Source organism: Micromonospora sp. PTRAS2 (genome assembly GCF_054052245.1).
The window spans coordinates 147956-164848 of sequence record NZ_JBSWBU010000001.1 but is presented as its reverse complement, the minus strand read 5'-3'; the positions used below and the strand labels follow the sequence as shown (position 1 = coordinate 164848).

Sequence of the window (16893 nt, the reverse complement as noted above, 5' to 3'; positions counted from 1 at the left end):
CACGGTGAGCTGGTACGAGGATCTGTCCCTGTGGTCCGGCTTCTCGGACGTGCTCTTCTCCGCCGAACGGGCCCGGCACGCCGCCGAGCTGGTGGCCACCTCGCCGCTGTTGGCGTTCCCGCCCGGAAGCCGCGTGCTCGACCAGGGCTGTGGCGTCGGCTTCTTCGCGGTGCCGCTGGCGCGTCAGGGCCACCGGGTGACCGGCGTGGACATCCACCGCGAGCTGCTCGACCGCGCCGAAGCCGAGGCGGCCGGTACCGGGTCCGGGCCGTCGTTCGTCCGCGCGGACGTGCGCGAGTACGTGTCGCCGGACGCGTTCGACGTCGTGGTGAACATGTACACGTCCTTCGGGTATTTCGACGAGCACGACGACAACCTCCAGGTCCTGCGCAACGCGTACCGCTGCCTGGTGCCCGGGGGGACGCTGATCGTCGACCTGCTGAGCAAGGAGATCTACGCCTCCTGGGTGGGGCCGCCGAAGATCGTCGACGTGCCCGGCGGCATGGTGGTCATGCGCGACACGATCCTCGACGACTGGACCCGGTACCGCACCGACTGGACGCTGGTCCGCGGCGACCGCGCCGAGCACACCTCGCTCACCTGCTGGGTCTACAGCGCAGCGGAGCTGACGGACATGGTCGCGCAGGCCGGGTTCGAAAAGGTCGAGTGCTTCGGCGACTTCGCCGGCGGACCGTACGACGGCGCGGCCACCAGGCTGATCGTCCGGGGAACCAAGGCGTGACCGGCATCCGCCGGTTCACCCGGGTGCAACTCGCGCTGCTCGGCAGCGGGTTCCTCGTCAACCTGATCAACTTCTCGGTGTACCCGTACCTGGCGGTCCTGCTCCGCGACCGGATGAACCTGGGCATGGACCAGGTGGGTGTCATCCTCGGGCTCGCCACGTTCGTGCAGTTCGCCGGCGGGCTGCCGGGCGCGGCCCTCGCCGAGCGACTCGGCCTCCAACGGTGCCTGCTCGCCGCGATGGTGCTGCAGACGCTCGGCTCGCTGGGCTTCCTCGCCGGCGGCGCCTGGCCGGCGCTGACGATCGCCGCGCTGTTCCTGCGCTCGGCGGCCTCGGCGGTCTACTCGCCCAGCGTGCGGGGCTACACCGTGCTCGGCGCGACCCCGGACGAGCGGCCACGGCTGGTCTCCGCGAGCTATGCCACGGGCAACGTCGGCATCGCCCTCGGGCCGGTGGCGGGCGCGCTGTTCATCCACGACCCGACCGTGATGTTCGCCGTCGCCACCGTGCTGCACCTGGCGATGACGATCGGGCACGCCCTCCTGCCCCGGGAACGGCGAGCCGACCACGAGGTGGTCGAGCCGCTGCGCCGCGCTCTGCACGGAATCGCGGTGCTGCCGTTCGCCGTGACCGCCCTGACCCTCTACCTGCACATGCACTTCTACCAGTACCTGTCGTCGTACGCCGAGGGCCGGGTGCTGGCCGTGTTCTACGGGGCGGCCATGATGGCGTACTCGCTGATCCTGGCCGTGATCCAGCCGCTGATCTCCCAGCGGGTCGAGCGGATGCGGTACCCGCACGCGATGGCCCTCGGCTTCGGTGGCCTGGCCGTCGGCATGCTCGCCTTCACCGGAGGCAACGAGATCGCGATCGCCGCCGGCGTCCTCGCCATCGGCGCGGGCAACTCCGTGCTCTTCCTCAAGAACACCCTCGAAGCGCTCGCCCGCACCGACAGATCTCCCACGGTCGTCTTCGGCCAGCAGCGGCTCGCCGAAGGCGGCGGCGCGTTCCTCAGCGGCCTCGCGGGCGGGGGCCTCTACCAGCTGTTCGAGTCCGCCGGGAACCTCGCCGGCTTCTGGCTGGCCATCGCCGCCCAGTGCCTGCTGCTGCCACCGGTCGTGATCCTCGCGGACCGGATGCTCCGCCGCCCCGCACCCGAACCGACAGGGGTGTCATGAACCCGGCAGAAGCGATCACCACCGCCCACACCGTCGCCGAGCGGCTCCGCGCGGACGCCGTCGAGCGGGACCACGCCAACCAGCCCCCGCACGCCGAGATCGACCTGCTGCGCGACAGCGGCCTACTCGCCCTCGACCCCGACGACCACCCCACCACACACGCCGTGACCCGGATCGTGGCGGCCGTCGACGCCTCGATCGGTCACCTCCTCGGCTACCACTACCTGCACCTGTGGCGGGCCACGCTCTACGACAACGCCGAGCTGGCGACCTCGCTACGCCAGGAGGCCGCCACCGGCCGGGTGTTCGTAGCCGCGGTCAGCAACCCACGCGACACCATCACGGCCACCACGACCAGCGACGGGCTCCGCGTCTCGGGCCGCGGCGCGTTCGCCACCGGCTGCGCCGTCGCCGACCGCCTGCTTGTCAGCGCGATCCGCGAGGACCACACGGCCCGCCTCGTCGTCGTCATGCACCGCGCTGGTGGCGGCCTCTCGCACCCTCCGGACTGGGACAACCTGGGCCAACGCCTGACGGCGAGCGGCAGCGTCGCCTTCGACGACGTCCGGGTCAGCCAGGGCGACGTGCTGGGCACCTTCCCGGCAGCCGAAGACGAGTCCAGCCCTCGCCACCTACGCCTGTCCCTGGTGTCGCTGGCCTTCCAGGCAGTCCTCGCGCAGGTCCTCGTCGGCATCACTGCCGGCGCGATCGACGAGGCCGCCAGATACACCCGCGATCGTTCGCGCCCCTGGCCCGCGAGCGGAGTCGTGCGGGCCGTCGACGACCCGCACGTGCTCGCGGGCTACGGAGAGCTCGCCGCGACCCTGGATGCGGCCCGTCTCCTGGCCGACCAGGCGACCCGCGCCCTCACCGAGGCCGACACCTGCGGCCCTGCCCTGACCCCGACCGAACGCGGCCGGGCGGCACTGACCGTCTCCGCCGCGAAGGTCGTTTCCAGCCGACTGGCCACGGAGGCGACGAGCCGGATCTTCGAGTTCACCGGCGCGCGCGCAACGGCCCGCGCCACCGGCCTCGACCGGTTCTGGCGCGACGCCCGCACGCTCACCCTGCACGATCCCGTCGCATACAAGGCCCAGGAACTCGGCGACCACCTCCTCACCGGGCGGTATCCACGCATGACGGCATACAGCTGACCGCCCCCGGCATCCGGCTGCGGCCCGCCAGAGCAGATCGCGGTGCGGAGCCGTGTCGGCGCGGGGCGTCCAGACCTGGTCATCGATATGTTCCGCGTGGGCGTCGAGGACGAGGAAGCCGTGGTGTCCCACATCGAGGTCATCACGAACAGATGTAAACCCTGATGATCCGTCCCGAGCCGATTCGCCACCGAGCGCTACTGGGCGAGGCCGTGAAGGTGATCGACCTTGTGTTGCAAGAAACGCACGAGGGTGCCCCCGCTCCCCACGACAGCCGCCGTCTTGTTGCAAGATAGTGGCAACAGCGAAGCTATGGCAGTATTACTGGAGGGGATCCTGATGGCGGTCTACACCCTGCCCGACATGCCCTACGACTACGGTGCGCTGGAGCCGGCCATGTCCGGACAGATCCTTGAGCTGCACCACAGCAAGCACCACGCCGCGTACGTCAAGGGTGCCAACGACGGCCTCGAACAGCTCGCCGAGGCCCGCGCCAAGGGTGACTTCGGCACCCTGGTCGGGCTGGAGAAGACGTTCGCGTTCAACCTGTCCGGCCACGTGCTGCACACCATCTTCTGGGGCAACCTGTCCCCGGACGGCGGCGACCGGCCCGATGGCGAACTGGCGGCGGCGATCGACGAGCACTTCGGTTCCTTCGACGCGTTCGCCGGGCAACTGTCCGCGGCGACCAAGAGCGTGCAGGGCTCCGGCTGGGGTGTGCTGGCCTGGGAGCCGCTCGGGCAGCGACTCATCGTCGAGCAGGTCTACGACCACCACGGCAACGTCGGCCAGGGCTCCACGCCGCTGCTGGTCTTCGACGCCTGGGAGCACGCCTACTACCTGCAGTACAAGAATGTGCGCCCCGACTACGTCGACCGGCTGTGGAACCTGGTCAACTGGTCGGACGTGATCGCCCGCTTCGACGCCGCCCGCGCCACGAGTCCGAAGGTCTGACCCGGGTGAGTGAAGCCACCCCCACGGCAGCGGAGCTGCTCCAACGCGCCGCCGGAGTCATCGCGGCCAAGCACCGCGGTGACCTCGTCGGCGCCGAGGAACTGCTCGCCGCGTTCCCCAGCGAGCAGGCCCGCACCCTCGGCTTCTACCTGCTGGCCGACCTCGCACTCGGACTGGTCCGCGCCCAGAGTGGCCAAGCCATGGACGATCTGGTCCGCGAACTGTCCCTGCTCGTGGCCGCCAGTGCAGGGAACCCGCCGGCTACAGCATGACCGGGCGGGCGGTTTCACCTCGGCGACCCATGGTCGCCATGGTCCTGCAGGGCGGGCAGCCCGGTCCGTTGCTGCAGGCCCTGGACGGTATCAAGCAGGTTCTGGTGCTGGTCGTCGCGTGTACCACCAGCGCCCGGCAGGCCGTCGAAGCGGCGGTCGCGCAGGCGCGGCAGTTGGGGTCGTCGGGAAACTGACGAGGGCTGGCGGTCACCGGCATGGTCGCAGTCTGCGAGGACTCCTTCGGCCTGTCCGGGAACCCGCGGCCCCGAACATCCGGCCGTCCACACCAACCTCGCCACTGCCGGGCGGGTAGCCTCCCCGCGCCGCCGCCTAATACTCCAGCCGTAGCTGGTGGATTCGGTGTCTTCGCTGGTAGTGGGCCTGTTTGGCGCGGTTGACGGCGTGGCGGTAGTCGCTACTGGTAGCGGTCTCCGGTAGTTGGTTCAGCGACCAAGCAGAACTTCACACCGGAGCCCTCGACCAGGGCTTGCCCTCAGCTTCATCTGATGAGCTGTTTCCGGTCTGATCTTGTAGGTCAGGCCGGGTCAGTGGGGTCGCTGATCCATGAGGGCGAGGCTCCGGGTCGGACAGCAAGCGGCGCCGTGCTCAGGACGGTGGCCATGGCGACCGATGTCGCCGGCTGGCCGAGGTAGGCGGTCAGCAGCACCATCAACTCGGCCAGGCCCTCTTCGGTGACGCCGGCGGCGCGTGCGGCGTTCAGGTAGGTGATCAGCCGGGCATCGGCGACGTGTTGGCCGACGAGGGCGGCGATGACGGCGACGCTGCGGTCGCGGTCGGTCAGTTCCGTTCCGGACCATCCGGGTCCGCCGGCCGCGAGGAAGGCCTCCCGGGCGTACTGTGCGCCGGCTCGCGCCGCGAGCATGCTCTCGGCTTCGTCCTCGGGGACGCCGAGGTTGCGGGCGTACACGGCGCGGCCGGCGGTGATGCGGTCGGCCACGTTGTCGGAAGCGTTCATATGCACGATCCCGGGTCTTCGGCTGAGCCGATGATGAGGTAGAGGGCCCGTCGCAGCTGTGTGACCTCGGCCGCCGGGATGGGCCGGACCGCGTCGGCCTCGCGAGCTTCGGCTCCGGCCGCGATCGCCGCGCGCGCCGCATCGCCCTTCGGGGTGATGGCGATGATGCGGGCCCGCCGGTCTCGTGGGTTGACGCGCCGTGAGACGAGTTCCATGCGCTCGAGCCGGTCGATCTCCGCAGTGAGAGTCGTCTTGTCCATGCCGAGGGCTTGCCCAAGTTCGACCTGGGTGAGATCGGCGGTCTTGTGCAGAGCGCTGAGGACGATGTGGTCGCGCAGCGACAGGCCGTGGCGTTCTGCTTCCGCGCCGACGAGTGCGTGCATCCGCTGGGCGGCCCGGTGGAGCAGCCACGTGAGCTCGGAGTCGGGCCCCGGTCCCAGAGTGGGGCGCTGCGGTGCGTCGTCGTCGGTCGTCGGCTCGGGGCGGCCCGGGGCGGGTGCGGCAGGCATGGTCACAGTGTCACGCTCGGGAACCGGGACGGCAGGAGCGGGATGCTGTCGTAGGCGGCGACATCGTGGGCCGGAACGACCTGCAACACGCGGCTGAGGGCGATGCTGTGCTGCAGGCCGACCCGGACGGTCCTGGCGTCGACATCGGCGACGCGGCGCATCAACCACGGGCGTTGCGCACCACGGGAGATGCCGTCCATCTGCCAGGTGAGGTCGCCGATGAACGCATAACGCTTCCCGGTGGGCAGCGTGACGAACACGACGACGGAACCCGAGGTGTGCCCTGCGGCGAGGGCCACGACCACCGAGCCGTCTCCGTAGAGGTCGAAGCTCGCCGGAAAGCCGAGATACTCCGGGCCGTCGAAGGCGTACTCCCGGATCTCCAGGCCTTGCGACACCGCGCGGAACACCCTGCCGTGCGAGTCGTCGGCGCCGTAGCGGATTTCGGCCTCGTTGATCCACACCGGCACCCGCAGGGAGTCCAGGCCGCTGACGTGATCCCAGTGCACGTGCGTGACGAGCACGCCCAGGAGCCGGGACCGGTCATAGCCGGCCGCATCGAGCTGCTGCGCCGCGGTCCGGCCGAGCTGGTAGGGAGCACGCTCCATGCGCGCCAGCATCGTGATGTGCTCCGCCACGTGCTCGCCGAACCCGGCGTCGATGAGCAGGTCGCCCTTCGGGTGGGAGATGAGCACGGCGGTGGCCGCGAAATCCCGCGTGTCCCGTACCGACCCTCCGGTCACGGCGAACACCGCTCGCGTCGTATAGGTGCCGGTGGGCAGACGGTGCAGCGCCATGTCCGCCGGCGGAGCCGCCTCGGGCAGCCGGCCTGTCCAGTACGCGGAAGGTGAAATGACCATACCCGGAACCGTACGACCCGAGAACCTCCGAGTCAAGAATATCCGAGTCAAGAGTATTCGGCCTTCGTCCTGCGTCTCGTTGGTGGACGCCCTCCTGGCGCCTCGGCGCCGCCGGCGACCACCTCAGGGCTGGGTGTGCGTGCTCCCGCTCTCCGCTCAGGCGGTCGTGTCCTGGGCCAGCGCGTCGAAGGCCGTCGTCGCTTCCTGGTCCAGCCCGATCCGGGCGACCGCGATGTTGTCGGCCAGGTGCGCGAGGTTGCGGGTGCCGGGGATCAGCAGTGTGGCCCGGCTGTGCCCGAGCAGCCACGCCAGCCCGGCCTGGGCCGGGGTGATGCCGAGGCGTCGGGCGTGCGCGATGACCACCGGGTCGTCGGTAACGCTGGGCAGCCAGTCGAAGGCCGATCCGAGCGGGCAGTACGGCACCCAGGCGATGCCCTGTTCGGCGCATTCGGTCAGCACGTCCTCCTGGCCTCGGGTGAGGACGTTGTACAGGTTCTGCACGCAGACGATGCCGGCCGGAAGGGCCTGCCGCAGTTGTGCGAGGTTGACGTGGCTCAGGCCGATGCCGCCGATCTTCCCCTCGTCGCGTAGGGCGATCAGCTCGGCGAGCTGGCTGTCCAGGTCGACCACCTGGTCGCCGGTGACGGTGATGCCCGGCGGCGCGTCGGCCCGGCGAAGGTTGACCACGGCGAGGTGTTCGGTGCCGAGGGTGCGCAGGTTCTCCTCGACCGACGCCCGTAGCTGCGCCGGCTGCTGGGCGGCGACCAGTCGCTCGGTCGGGTGGGACACCGCGCCGACCTTGGTGACGATCCGCAGGCTGTCGGCGTACGGATGCAGAGCGGTCCTGATCAGTTCGTTGACTGTGCCGTAGAACTGGGCCGTGTCGATGTGATCGACGCCAAGCTCGACCGCGCGGCGCAGCACCGTGACGGCATCCGCGGGGTCGGCGTGTTCCAGCTGCATGGCGCCGAAGCCGACCCGCAGGACCTCGTGATCGCCCAGCTTTCCGTGCGCGTACACCTGCGATGTGGTCATGGTGGTGGACCTCCAGATACGATGACCGCAAGTGGAACCGGTTCCGCTTGTCTCAGCTCGACCCTAGCAGAAGCGGAAGCGATTCCGCTTATGAGGTGATCATGGTTTCCGAGATCGAGCGACGCCCCGGCGCGCGCAGGGACGCCCAGCGCAACCGGCAGCGCATCATCGAGGCCGCCAAGCGCGCCCTCACCACCGGTCCGGCCCCTGTCAAGATCGAGACCATCGCCCGCGAGGCGGGAGTCGGCGTCGGCACGCTCTACCGGAACTTCCCGTCCCGGGAAGCCTTGGTCGAGGAGGTCTACCGCAGCGAACTCACCCACCTCTGCGCCGTCGCCGCGCAACTGGTGGCCGACCACCCGCCAGCCGATGCCATGCGCGAATGGATGCGCTGCTACCAGGACTTCGTCGCCACCAAACACGGCATGGCCGAAGCCCTACGCGCGGTGATCGCCAGCGGTGCGATCAACTCCGGCCAGACCCGCGAACACCTCGACGGCGCCATCGCCACCATCCTCGACGCCGGCCGAACCGACGGCAGCCTGCGTGCCGACGTCCAACCGGCCGACGTGTCCGCCAGCATGGCCGGCATCATGCTGACCGCCGCCGACATCGACCAGGCCAGCCGGATGCTGCAACTCCTCGTCGACGGCCTACTCGCCCGCGACCCCTCCTGAAGGGTCTACCCCATGGCCTACCTGCCTGAAGAGGCGACGCACTCTTCCGCCGCGATGCGATCCGCGCGCTGCCGCGGCGGCGACGGCAGGGCTGAGAGCGCGCAGGGAAACACCGCCGGTCCGGGCCGGCGGACGCCTGCCGTAGCAGCAGCCTGACCCGATCGGCGAGTCCGCCGGCCGCCGACGCGGCCTCGGGCATGGCGAGTAGCGGCGCAGCGCTGTGGTCACGTCGGCGGACGGCTCGGGGCGAACGTCAGTCGGGCGTGCCCTTGCTCTTGTCCTTCTGGCGCTTGACCGCGTCCTTGCGGAACTCGACGAGGGTCGCCACCACCGTCTCGGCGGCCACCAGCCATCCGTGCCCTTGGTCGTAGGCGGGTGCGGCGTTGATGGGCACGCCGTCGACCTCGACCATGCCGTTGTCGTAGGCGGTGACAGTCACGGTGAGGGTCAATCCCTTGTCCTTCTTGGTGGACTGCACCTTCCAGTTGTCTCGGATGCGCTTGATTGAGGCGGGCACGTCGGTGCTCCTTCCGTTCGGCGGGTCGATGATCGTGCCTGTGCTCAGTGCCGGCTGTCAGGTTGGCGACTCGACGCGGAGACGCGCTGCGAACACCTGTCGAGGGGCGCGCGAAACCGGGCTCCGCCAGCGGCGTCAGCGCCGCTGGACCGGAGACGCCGGCAGCCCGGTGTCGGGTGGCACGGCGTCGCGGTGCTGCTGAGCCACGATGCCGGTGGTGATCTCGTCGGGCGGCACCGGGCGGCCGAAGTGCCAGCCCTGCCCGTTGTCGCACCCGGTCGCGGCCAGCCGGTCGGCCTGCTGGGCGGTCTCGATGCCCTCCGCGGTCACGACGAGGCCGAGCTTGTGCCCGAGCGACACGACGGTGCTGAGGAACTCGTCGTCCGTGCCGGGGCGGCGGGCCCCCGGCCGCCTGGCCGGCTGCGCCGACGAACGGGTCAGGCTCGCGTCGAGTTTGAGGCCGTGCAGGGGGAGGGAGCGGAGATTGGCCAGGTTCGCATAGCCGATGCCGAAGTCGTCGATGACGATCCGGACCCCGATTTTCATGAGCGCCGCCAGGGTCTCCGTCACCACGCCGGTCAGATCGATCACGGCCTGCTCGGTGACTTCGAGCTGGAGCAGGTGCGGCGGCAGCCCCGTCCGGTCGAGGATCTGCGCCACCGCCCCGGCCAGGCCGTTCTGGCGGAGCTGGCGCACCGACACGTTCACGCTCACGTACAGGCCGGGTTGGATCCGCTGCCAACGGCTGGCCTGTCGACACGCCTGCTCCAGCAGCTGCCCGCCGAGCGCCACCACGACGCCGGTGCGTTCGGCGAGCTCGATGAACCGGGCGGCGCTCAGCAGGCCGAGCTGGGGATGCTGCCAGCGGGCCAGGGCTTCCACCCCAGCCAGCCGTCCGGACCGCAGGGCGGCGATGGGCTGGTAGGCGGCGACGAACTCGCCCCGGCGCAGCGCCGCCGGCATGGCCGCCGACAGGCGGTAACGCGCGGCGTCGGCGGTGCTGCGATCCTGGTCGAACTGGCGCAGGGTGGCCTTCCCGTCCGCCTTGGCCCAGTGCAGCGCGATCTCGCTGGCGCGCATCAGGGCCGCGGCGGCGCCGTCGGCGACGGCGCCCTCGGCCACTCCCGCGCTCGCCGTCAGGGGCACCTCGGTGCCGTCGACGCGGAACGGGGCGGCGAGCGCGGCGAGCGCCTGATCGGCGATCTTGACGGTGTCCTCGGCGCAGGTGGTGTCGCGGACCAGGATCGCGAACCGGTCGCTGTCCAGCCGCGCCACCAACTCGATCCGCCGGTCGGTGAGCGCGCCGAGCCGACCGGCGATCTCGCGGAGCAGCAGGTCGCCCACCTGATGCCCAAGCACGTCGTTGACCGCCGCGAAGTCGTCGACGTCGAGGCAGCAGACACCGACCCGGTCGATCGGCTCGTCGGCGGCGGACAGCCGGCCCAACCGCTCGGTGAACAACGTCAGGTTGGGCAGCCCGGTCAACTGGTCGTGGGTGGCGAAGCGGCGGAACCTGGCCTCGCTGACCCTGAGCGCCTCCTCGGCCTGGTTGCGGGCGGCCAACGCGGCCAGCCGGACCGTGTCCTGGGCTCTCAGGCTGCGGTCGTGCGCGGCCGCCGCGAAGCCCGCCGCGAGTTCGGCCAAGAGGCCGTTCAGCCGGGCGGCGCGGGTGGGGTCGGCGGCGAGGCCCAGCTCACCGAGGAACCGCGAGCCGATGACCGCGATTGTCCCACCGAGCGCTTCCGGCGACCCGAAGCCGACCGCCACCAGATCCTCGCCGATCCGCCGGCCGTCGCCGGGCTCGGCCGAATCGGCGAGGACCGCGCTGACCAGACGGTCCGCCAGCCCGGTCACGATGCGACGCCGCCGCCCGGCGCTGATCGGCACGTAGTGGGCCCGGTGCAGGGCCCCAGCCCACGCCGTGACGAACTCCCCGACGCCGGGGCGACGCCCGTCGTCGAGGCCGTCGGCGGCGGACCGACCGCTCACCCGCGGCGTCCGACTCCGACGTAGAAACTCATCCGCTCCGGGTGCTCCCCGACATCCGTCCGCGACTCGGGACGCCACAGAGGGGACCACACCACGCCGGGTTCCACCAGTTCCAGGCCGGCGAAGAAGTCCTCCACCTCGGCGCGGGTGCGGGCGGTGACCGGCGTGTTCGTCCGGCCGCTGAGCCGGGTGCCCTCGCCCATCTCGTCCGGCCGGCTGTCGGTGGTGACGTGGCTGATCGCCACGCAACTCCCCGGGGCCAGCGCCGTCCACAGCCGCTTGATCAGCCCGTACGGGTCGTCGTGGTCGGGGACGGCGTGCACGACCGAGACGAGCAGCAGGCCGACCGGCCGGTCGAGATCCAGCAGCCGGCGGACCTCCGGGTGGCCCAGGATGGCCTCCGGGTGGCGCAGGTCTTCGAGCAGCGCGATCGCGTTCGGCTGGCCGGCGAGGATGTGCGTGCTGTGCGTCACCGCCACCGGATCGATGTCCACATAGACCACCCGGGTGTCCGGATCCACCTCCTGGGCGATCTCGTGCACGTTGCCCACCGTCGGGATGCCCGACCCGATGTCCAGGAACTGCCGAATCCCTTCGTCGAGCATGAACCGCACCGCGCGGTGCAGGAACTCGCGGTTAGCCCGCGCGACCAGGCGGAGGTCCGGCACCGCCGCCAATGCCTGGCGGGCGAACTCCCGGTCGACCTCGAAGTTGTGCGAGCCGCCGAGCCAGTAGTCGTAGGCTCGCGCCACGCTCGGCCGACTCAGATCAACATCTGCTGGCGCCCACTCCGGCCGTTCCATCGCCGCCCTTCCTCACCACCACGTTCACGTGGCCGCCGCCACTGTAATCGGAGTTTACCGATTCGTTTGATCGCGCCGACATCACGCCGCCCGCCCGCCGCCCGGCCTGGGATCGCCGCGCCGAACCACTGCGCGACGCCACGGTGCCGGCACGCGGGGACCGGACCGCCCCGGGATCCGGCCGGACCGACCCGGCGTGGACGTCACGCGGGGTACGCTGCGGTGGTGGGCCGGCGTGATCAGTACCGGGCCGAGCTGCGCGGGTTCGATCCGGCGCGCTGGCCGGACTTCCTCCGGGAGCACTCGGGGCTGCCTGGTCCACGCGCCAACATCGCACTCGCCGAAGCCGTCGCCGACGAGGGCGAGCTGACCTCGTTCGATCGGTTGATCTCCACGGACGACGAGTACCTGGTGTTCTGCGGGGTGCTCGGGCTCGGCCGGCTGTTGGCCACCGCCACGGACGCACGGACACGCGCGGACGTCGAGGCGCGCTTACGCGACCACGCCACCGACGCCCGTTGGCGGGTGCGCGAGGCGGTGGCCCTGGCGTTGCAGCGGCTCGGCGACGCCGACCTGCCGCGCCTGCTCGAACTCGCGACGGCCTGGGCCGCGCGCCCGCACCCGTTGCTCCGGCGGGCGGTGGTCGCGGGCGTGTGCGAACCGCGCCTGCTGACCGCCCCGGACGCCGCCGCCCGCGCCGTCGCGCTGTGCGAACGGGCGACCACGGGACTGGCCGGCCTCTCGGCCGAACAGCGGCGTGACGACGGCGTCCGCGCGCTGCGCCAGGCGTTGGGCTACTGCTGGAGTGTCGCGGTGGCCGCCGATCCGGCGGCCGGCCTGCCGCGCTTCCAGGCGCTGACGGCCGTCGACGACCGCGACGTGGCCTGGATCGTCCGGGAAAACAGGAAGAAGAAGCGACTCGCGAGACTGCTCTGACAGCGCCGGGGACCGCCCGGGCCGCCACCGCGGTGTCGTCGCGTACCGACACGACGGCACGCCACGTCCGGTCGGACGACGTCCTGTCCCGGCGGTACGGCCGCCCGCCCGGCTACCGCGGACGCGGTGGCCGGACGCCTGCTCCCGGGGTACGACGCCGGGCCCGGGACTCGACACCGTGGAGGTGTTCCGTGACCTGACGCGAAGGACTCCGACGTGCCCTCCTGCATCGACTGGGACGGTTCTCGTTGGCACGGTGCTCAGCTGGCCGAGGGCTGGTGTTGGGCGGGTTGTGCCATGTCCAGGGCGTCGATGACCAGCTCGGAGCACAGTGGTCGGCGATCGACCAGCCCACGACCCGGCGGGCAAACGCGTCCAGCACGACCCCGCAGTACACCCAGCCGGCCTGGGTGCGTTGCTGGGTGATGTCGGTGACCCATAACGCGTTCGGCTTGAACACCAGCCGGTGCCGCGCACTGTCCCGCCCATGAGCATCGCAGGGCCCGTCCTGGCGACAGGGGAAGCCGCGGCAAGGAGAAGCGCAACAAAAACGGCAAGGAGTCGCATCCCCCTGCCATAACTAACATATACCGCAACCGGGGGCTTGCGGCAAGGCCCGGGGGTGCGCGCAGAATCGCTGTCCGTAACTGGAATCCGCGTGGAGATGGGGGTTGCGGCATGCGGGTATTGCTGTCGACATTCGGTGGCCGTGGCGATGTCGAGCCGCTGGTCGGGCTGGCGATCGCGCTGCGGGAGGCGGGCGCGGGCGTGCGGGTGTGCGCCCCGCCGGACTGCGCCGAGCGGCTGGACCAGTTCGGGGTGGAGTTGGTGCCGATCGGCCAGTCGGTGCGCGAGATGGTGCACGGGCCGGCCCCGACCACGGTGCCGGACGTGCCGCGCAAGGCCGCCGAGCTGATGGCCGAGCAGTTCGCCGAGCTCCCGGCGGCCGCCGAGGGCTGCGATGTCATGGTGGCGACGGGCCTGTTCCCGGTCACGGCGAGCGTGCAGTCGGTGGCGGAGCGGCTGGGCGTCCGTTATGTCTACGCCGCGTACTGCCCGATCTTCCTGCCGTCGCCGGCCCACCGCCCGCAGTCAGCGCCGACCCGGCCGTTGCCGCCGGACGTCACGGACTGGAAGGAGCTCGACGCGCTGGCGATCGAGGGCTACAACGCGGTCTTCGGCGCCGCCCTCAACCGTGAACGGGCGGCGATCGGCCTGTCTCCGGTCGACAACGTCCGCGACCACGTCTTCACCGCGGACCCGTGGCTGGCCGCGGACCCGACCCTGGCCCCATGGCCAGCCGACGGCGCGAACCCCGTCGACGTGGTGCAGACCGGCGCCTGGATGGTCCCCGACCCGCGTCCGCTCGACCCCGGTCTGAGGGCGTTCCTCGACGCCGGCGACCCGCCCGTGTACGTCGGCTTCGGCAGCATGCCCGCACCGCAGCACGCCGCGGAGGTCGCCCTGGCCGCGATCCGCGCCCATGGCCGTCGCGCCGTAGTCTCCCGCGGCTGGGCTGGCCTGACCCCGTCCGCCGTCGCGGACGATGTCCGCGTGGTCGCCGAAGTCAACCACCGGGCGCTGTTCCGGCGCTGCGCCGCCGTCGTGCACCATGGCGGCGCCGGCACCACGACGACGGCCGCGTTGACGGGCGTACCCCAGGTGTTGGTTCCGCAGATGGCTGATCAGCCGTACTTCGCCGCCCGCGTCGCTGCCCTGGGCATCGGCGCCGCCCACTCCGGCCCGTCTCCGACCGTCGAGTCCCTGGCCACCGCCCTCGGGCAGGCCCTGTCGCCCGAGACCCGGTCCCACGCCGCCGCGACGGCCGCCACCATCCGCCCGGACGGCGCCGCGGTGGCCGCGAACCTCATCCTCGACCTCTGACGCCCGCGCCAGTCCAATTCTGGCGGGGCCGACGCGCCTGTTGCAGGCGCGTCGGCGGGACGTACTGAATCGCTGACGGCCGCATCCGCTGGATCGCGCCGTTTCCCGACCGGCGGAAACTGTCTCGCGTCGAGCCAGCCTTCCTGATGGCTGGAGGTCAGGAAATCTGGGCTTTGGAGCCTAGACATCTTCGTCGGTCTGGCATACTCTTCTTCGAGTCGAGGGGAAAGATCCGTCAAGACGCAGACGGGCCGTCCGGCCGTGAGGTCACGACGGGCGGCGAGGAGGGGGACAAGCTTCACCGTTCCCTCCCGAGATGCAGTAGGCAGTAGGACCACGTCAGTCCCGGCGGAACGCACGCCGGGCGCAGGTGGGGCCAGGGTTCTCTTCGGGGCTCCAGCTGATGTCCGCCGCACGTGTCGGGGCCATGAAGTCGCGTGGGCTCCGGCGCCGGCAGACCGCACGACAGCAAGGGAAAGAAGCAGCAGAGGAAAGGGAGGGCCGTACACCGTTGGATCGCCCGCCGGCAGCCGTCATTCCAGGCTCGGCGGACACCGCAGCTTCCATCGAACGAGAGGTGGTCTCCGGTCACGCATATGCGATCCTCGCACCCGAAGCCGTCAGTGACGGCTGGTGCGGATACGACAAGCCGACGTTCCGGTCGGTAGATGGTGTTCTGACCCGTAACCCTGGGCCCCGGCGCGCAAGCGCCGGGGCCCTCGACGTGGAGGTGACATGGGGCGAAACCCCGAAGACATGTTCGGCGATGAGAACACTCCGGCCTACACCATCGGTCAGGCCGCGGAGATGCTCGGCACCACGCAGGACTTCCTGCGTCGCCTGGACGAGGCGAAACTGATCAACCCGCACCGCTCCAGCGGCGGCCACCGCCGCTACTCCCGCTACCAGCTGCGTCTGGCCGCCCGGGCCCGTGAAATGGTCGACCAGGGCACCGCCCTGGAGGCCGCCTGCCGGATCATCATCCTGGAGGACCAACTCGAGGAAGCCCTCCGGCAGAACGAGAAGCAGCAGCGGGGGCCGCGGCGACAGGACTGACCAGCCCCACACCCTTCGTGCGAGGTCGGCGGGCGATGAGCCAGCCGGCCAGGCGAAGGTTCCCGTCCCCGCTCGGTCCTGGTACCCCCGCTCGTCGCACCTCCTCACATCCCGGCCGGCGACCGGGCTGCTGTGCGTGACCGGCGGTCCGAGGCGTCGCCGTCCTACGTCGGCCGGCATGCCAGGGCACGCCGGGTCGGCGGCGGGTAGCGTCCGATCATGGCCAGCGGCGGAACGGACGACGTGGGTGGCGGGTGGAACACCGCTCGCGGCACCGACGACGTGGCATTGCTGTCGGAAGAGGCGTCACCCGGGGGCGTCCACGATCGCCAGCCGCGCCGGGTCGCCGAGCACGGCGTGGATCCGAGCGCGCCTCCGCAGAGAAGCAAGCTCAGCGGCCCACCCGCCGCCATCTGGCCGACGTCGGATCATGTGCTACAGTAACCGAGTTGCAGTTTTGATTTCCGTAGACGTTTCCCGGCGCCTGATGGGGCATTGAAACCCATCCAGGCGCTTTTCGTTTTTCGTGTCGTTTCGACGCGGGTGATCAACGCGGCGGCGTAAGCGACCGCACAGTGCGGTCGCCAACAGCCTGCGAAGGAGCAGACATGACTACAGGCACCGTGAAGTGGTTCAACGCCGACAAGGGCTTCGGCTTCATCAGCCCGGACGACGGCGGCGCCGACGTCTTCGCCCACTTCTCCGCCATCTCGGCGAGCGGCTTCCGCAGCCTCGACGAGAACCAGAAGGTGGAGTTCGACATCACCCAGGGCCAGAAGGGCCCGCAGGCGGAAAACATCCGCCCGCTCTGATCCACATTCTCTGAACGGCGGCCCGACTGGTTCAGCGGGCCGCCGTTTGGCGTTTCATGCGCTCACCACAGCATCGCGAAGACCGTCTGATCGGCAGAAGGCCGGCCATCTCGGTGCGGATCCGACAGCCCCACCAAACTCGCGGCTCATGCCGGCCTGGCGCCGGTTTCCCGCGACTCCGGCACTGTTTACGGGAACCATCGGCCTGCCCGCCGATACCACCTGAGACTGCGGCACATTTTGTGGATGGCCGCGTTCACCGCCGCCAGAGAATGCCCCACCTCCCGGGCCTACTACGAGAAGAAGCGGGGTGGCCGTCGCCGACCGGCCCGGGACAGGGCGGGCCGGCGACGGCGGCCGATCAGAAGTCGCTGTCGGTGTCGTTCCGGCCCCCGCTGGGGATGTCGTCGATGGTCTTCGACGAACCCCCGGCGTCCCGCCTCGGCAGGCCACCCAGCATCCGGGTGAGCTGCTCGTCGGCCAGTTCCACGCCGTCGGCCGGAATCGTGTCGATCCGCACGGTCTTGCGCCTCATGTCG

General features: G+C 70.7%; 19 protein-coding genes and 2 pseudogenes. 12 read left to right on the top strand and 9 right to left on the bottom strand.

The features are described 5' to 3' along the window. The first annotated feature begins 4 nt into the window (after positions 1-4). The 6 genes and pseudogenes from ACVMYR_RS00805 to ACVMYR_RS00780 form a co-directional block, all read left to right on the top strand. Positions 5-742, top strand: coding sequence for a class I SAM-dependent methyltransferase (locus ACVMYR_RS00805; RefSeq protein WP_457120866.1), 738 nt, complete (start codon positions 5-7; stop codon positions 740-742). Next, the gene (locus ACVMYR_RS00800; RefSeq protein WP_096761567.1) at positions 739-1920 is read left to right on the top strand and encodes an MFS transporter; all 1182 of its coding nucleotides are present in this window, start codon (positions 739-741) and stop codon (positions 1918-1920) included. Before ACVMYR_RS00805 ends, ACVMYR_RS00800 begins: the two co-directional genes overlap by 4 nt. Then, complete coding sequence (locus ACVMYR_RS00795) at positions 1917-3074, top strand: acyl-CoA dehydrogenase family protein (protein ID WP_457120865.1); 1158 nt, start codon at positions 1917-1919, stop codon at positions 3072-3074. Before ACVMYR_RS00800 ends, ACVMYR_RS00795 begins: the two co-directional genes overlap by 4 nt. Positions 3075-3386: 312 nt before the next feature. Continuing rightward, positions 3387-4028, top strand: coding sequence for a superoxide dismutase (locus ACVMYR_RS00790; protein ID WP_256092083.1), 642 nt, complete (start codon positions 3387-3389; stop codon positions 4026-4028). 5 nt (positions 4029-4033) lie between these two features. Beyond that, positions 4034-4300, top strand: coding sequence for a hypothetical protein (locus tag ACVMYR_RS00785; protein WP_077935914.1), 267 nt, complete (start codon positions 4034-4036; stop codon positions 4298-4300). Between the two features lie 11 nt (positions 4301-4311). Continuing rightward, positions 4312-4494 (top strand): annotated as a pseudogene (locus ACVMYR_RS00780) (DUF6244 family protein); the annotation flags it as partial. 341 nt (positions 4495-4835) lie between these two features. Here the strand turns inward: ACVMYR_RS00780 and ACVMYR_RS00775 are convergent. From ACVMYR_RS00775 to ACVMYR_RS00760, 4 genes are all read right to left on the bottom strand, one after another. After that, positions 4836-5276 carry a carboxymuconolactone decarboxylase family protein gene (locus ACVMYR_RS00775; protein WP_457120864.1) on the bottom strand — a complete coding sequence of 147 codons (441 nt, stop codon included), beginning with the start codon at positions 5274-5276 and terminating at the stop codon, positions 4836-4838. After that, positions 5273-5785, bottom strand: coding sequence for a MarR family winged helix-turn-helix transcriptional regulator (locus ACVMYR_RS00770; protein ID WP_457120863.1), 513 nt, complete (start codon positions 5783-5785; stop codon positions 5273-5275). Before ACVMYR_RS00770 ends, ACVMYR_RS00775 begins: the two co-directional genes overlap by 4 nt. Positions 5786-5787: 2 nt before the next feature. Continuing rightward, the gene (locus ACVMYR_RS00765; RefSeq protein ID WP_457120862.1) at positions 5788-6645 is read right to left on the bottom strand and encodes an MBL fold metallo-hydrolase; all 858 of its coding nucleotides are present in this window, start codon (positions 6643-6645) and stop codon (positions 5788-5790) included. A 156-nt stretch (positions 6646-6801) separates the two neighbouring features. After that, positions 6802-7680: an aldo/keto reductase gene (locus ACVMYR_RS00760; RefSeq protein WP_457120861.1), complete on the bottom strand. Its 879-nt coding sequence runs from the start codon at positions 7678-7680 to the stop codon at positions 6802-6804. 101 nt (positions 7681-7781) lie between these two features. Between ACVMYR_RS00760 and ACVMYR_RS00755 the strand changes: the two genes are divergently transcribed. Beyond that, the gene (locus tag ACVMYR_RS00755) at positions 7782-8357 is read left to right on the top strand and encodes a TetR/AcrR family transcriptional regulator (protein ID WP_457120860.1); all 576 of its coding nucleotides are present in this window, start codon (positions 7782-7784) and stop codon (positions 8355-8357) included. A 253-nt stretch (positions 8358-8610) separates the two neighbouring features. Here the strand turns inward: ACVMYR_RS00755 and ACVMYR_RS00750 are convergent, their stop codons facing one another. From ACVMYR_RS00750 to ACVMYR_RS00740, 3 genes are all read right to left on the bottom strand, one after another. Further along, the gene (locus tag ACVMYR_RS00750) at positions 8611-8874 is read right to left on the bottom strand and encodes a hypothetical protein (RefSeq protein WP_457120859.1); all 264 of its coding nucleotides are present in this window, start codon (positions 8872-8874) and stop codon (positions 8611-8613) included. Positions 8875-9009: 135 nt separating this feature from the next. Beyond that, complete coding sequence (locus tag ACVMYR_RS00745) at positions 9010-10863, bottom strand: putative bifunctional diguanylate cyclase/phosphodiesterase (protein ID WP_457120858.1); 1854 nt, start codon at positions 10861-10863, stop codon at positions 9010-9012. Next, positions 10860-11666, bottom strand: coding sequence for an SAM-dependent methyltransferase (locus tag ACVMYR_RS00740; RefSeq protein WP_077935920.1), 807 nt, complete (start codon positions 11664-11666; stop codon positions 10860-10862). Before ACVMYR_RS00740 ends, ACVMYR_RS00745 begins: the two co-directional genes overlap by 4 nt. Positions 11667-11891: 225 nt before the next feature. On the opposite strand from ACVMYR_RS00740, the gene ACVMYR_RS00735 reads away from it, so the two are divergent. Next, entirely contained in the window at positions 11892-12602 is a 711-nt protein-coding gene (locus tag ACVMYR_RS00735) for a hypothetical protein (protein ID WP_457120857.1), read from the top strand. 112 nt (positions 12603-12714) lie between these two features. Here ACVMYR_RS00735 and ACVMYR_RS00730 read toward each other — a convergent pair whose 3' ends face one another. Further along, complete coding sequence (locus ACVMYR_RS00730; protein ID WP_457120856.1) at positions 12715-13062, bottom strand: DDE-type integrase/transposase/recombinase; 348 nt, start codon at positions 13060-13062, stop codon at positions 12715-12717. Positions 13063-13280: 218 nt separating this feature from the next. On the opposite strand from ACVMYR_RS00730, the gene ACVMYR_RS00725 reads away from it, so the two are divergent. The 4 genes and pseudogenes from ACVMYR_RS00725 to ACVMYR_RS00710 all read left to right on the top strand — a co-directional run. Then, complete coding sequence (locus ACVMYR_RS00725) at positions 13281-14486, top strand: glycosyltransferase (protein WP_457120855.1); 1206 nt, start codon at positions 13281-13283, stop codon at positions 14484-14486. A 735-nt stretch (positions 14487-15221) separates the two neighbouring features. Then, positions 15222-15542, top strand: a complete 321-nt coding sequence (locus ACVMYR_RS00720) for a helix-turn-helix domain-containing protein (protein WP_431896589.1) — start codon at positions 15222-15224, stop codon at positions 15540-15542. A 608-nt stretch (positions 15543-16150) separates the two neighbouring features. Continuing rightward, positions 16151-16354, top strand: coding sequence for a transcription antiterminator/RNA stability regulator CspE (gene cspE, locus ACVMYR_RS00715; protein WP_013283833.1), 204 nt, complete (start codon positions 16151-16153; stop codon positions 16352-16354). Between the two features lie 123 nt (positions 16355-16477). Continuing rightward, positions 16478-16663, top strand: a pseudogene (locus ACVMYR_RS00710) (transposase); the annotation flags it as partial. Between the two features lie 52 nt (positions 16664-16715). On the opposite strand, the gene ACVMYR_RS00705 reads toward ACVMYR_RS00710, so the two are convergent. Beyond that, complete coding sequence (locus tag ACVMYR_RS00705; RefSeq protein ID WP_457120854.1) at positions 16716-16889, bottom strand: putative ATP-grasp target RiPP; 174 nt, start codon at positions 16887-16889, stop codon at positions 16716-16718. Between the last annotated feature and the right edge of the window lie 4 nt (positions 16890-16893).

Bases quoted from the DNA above. Each gene is read 5' to 3' on its own strand.
- cspE (WP_013283833.1), top strand. From the start codon at position 16,151: ATGACTACAGGCACCGTGAAGTGGTTCAACGCCGACAAGGGCTTCGGC.
- ACVMYR_RS00775 (WP_457120864.1), bottom strand. From the start codon at position 5,276: ATGAACGCTTCCGACAACGTGGCCGACCGCATCACCGCCGGCCGCGCC.
- ACVMYR_RS00755 (WP_457120860.1), top strand. From the start codon at position 7,782: ATGGTTTCCGAGATCGAGCGACGCCCCGGCGCGCGCAGGGACGCCCAG.
- ACVMYR_RS00790 (WP_256092083.1), top strand. From the start codon at position 3,387: ATGGCAGTATTACTGGAGGGGATCCTGATGGCGGTCTACACCCTGCCC.
- ACVMYR_RS00765 (WP_457120862.1), bottom strand. From the start codon at position 6,645: ATGGTCATTTCACCTTCCGCGTACTGGACAGGCCGGCTGCCCGAGGCG.
- ACVMYR_RS00740 (WP_077935920.1), bottom strand. From the start codon at position 11,666: ATGGAACGGCCGGAGTGGGCGCCAGCAGATGTTGATCTGAGTCGGCCG.
- ACVMYR_RS00770 (WP_457120863.1), bottom strand. From the start codon at position 5,785: ATGCCTGCCGCACCCGCCCCGGGCCGCCCCGAGCCGACGACCGACGAC.
- ACVMYR_RS00720 (WP_431896589.1), top strand. From the start codon at position 15,222: ATGGGGCGAAACCCCGAAGACATGTTCGGCGATGAGAACACTCCGGCC.
- ACVMYR_RS00795 (WP_457120865.1), top strand. From the start codon at position 1,917: ATGAACCCGGCAGAAGCGATCACCACCGCCCACACCGTCGCCGAGCGG.
- ACVMYR_RS00725 (WP_457120855.1), top strand. From the start codon at position 13,281: ATGCGGGTATTGCTGTCGACATTCGGTGGCCGTGGCGATGTCGAGCCG.
- ACVMYR_RS00760 (WP_457120861.1), bottom strand. From the start codon at position 7,680: ATGACCACATCGCAGGTGTACGCGCACGGAAAGCTGGGCGATCACGAG.
- ACVMYR_RS00705 (WP_457120854.1), bottom strand. From the start codon at position 16,889: ATGAGGCGCAAGACCGTGCGGATCGACACGATTCCGGCCGACGGCGTG.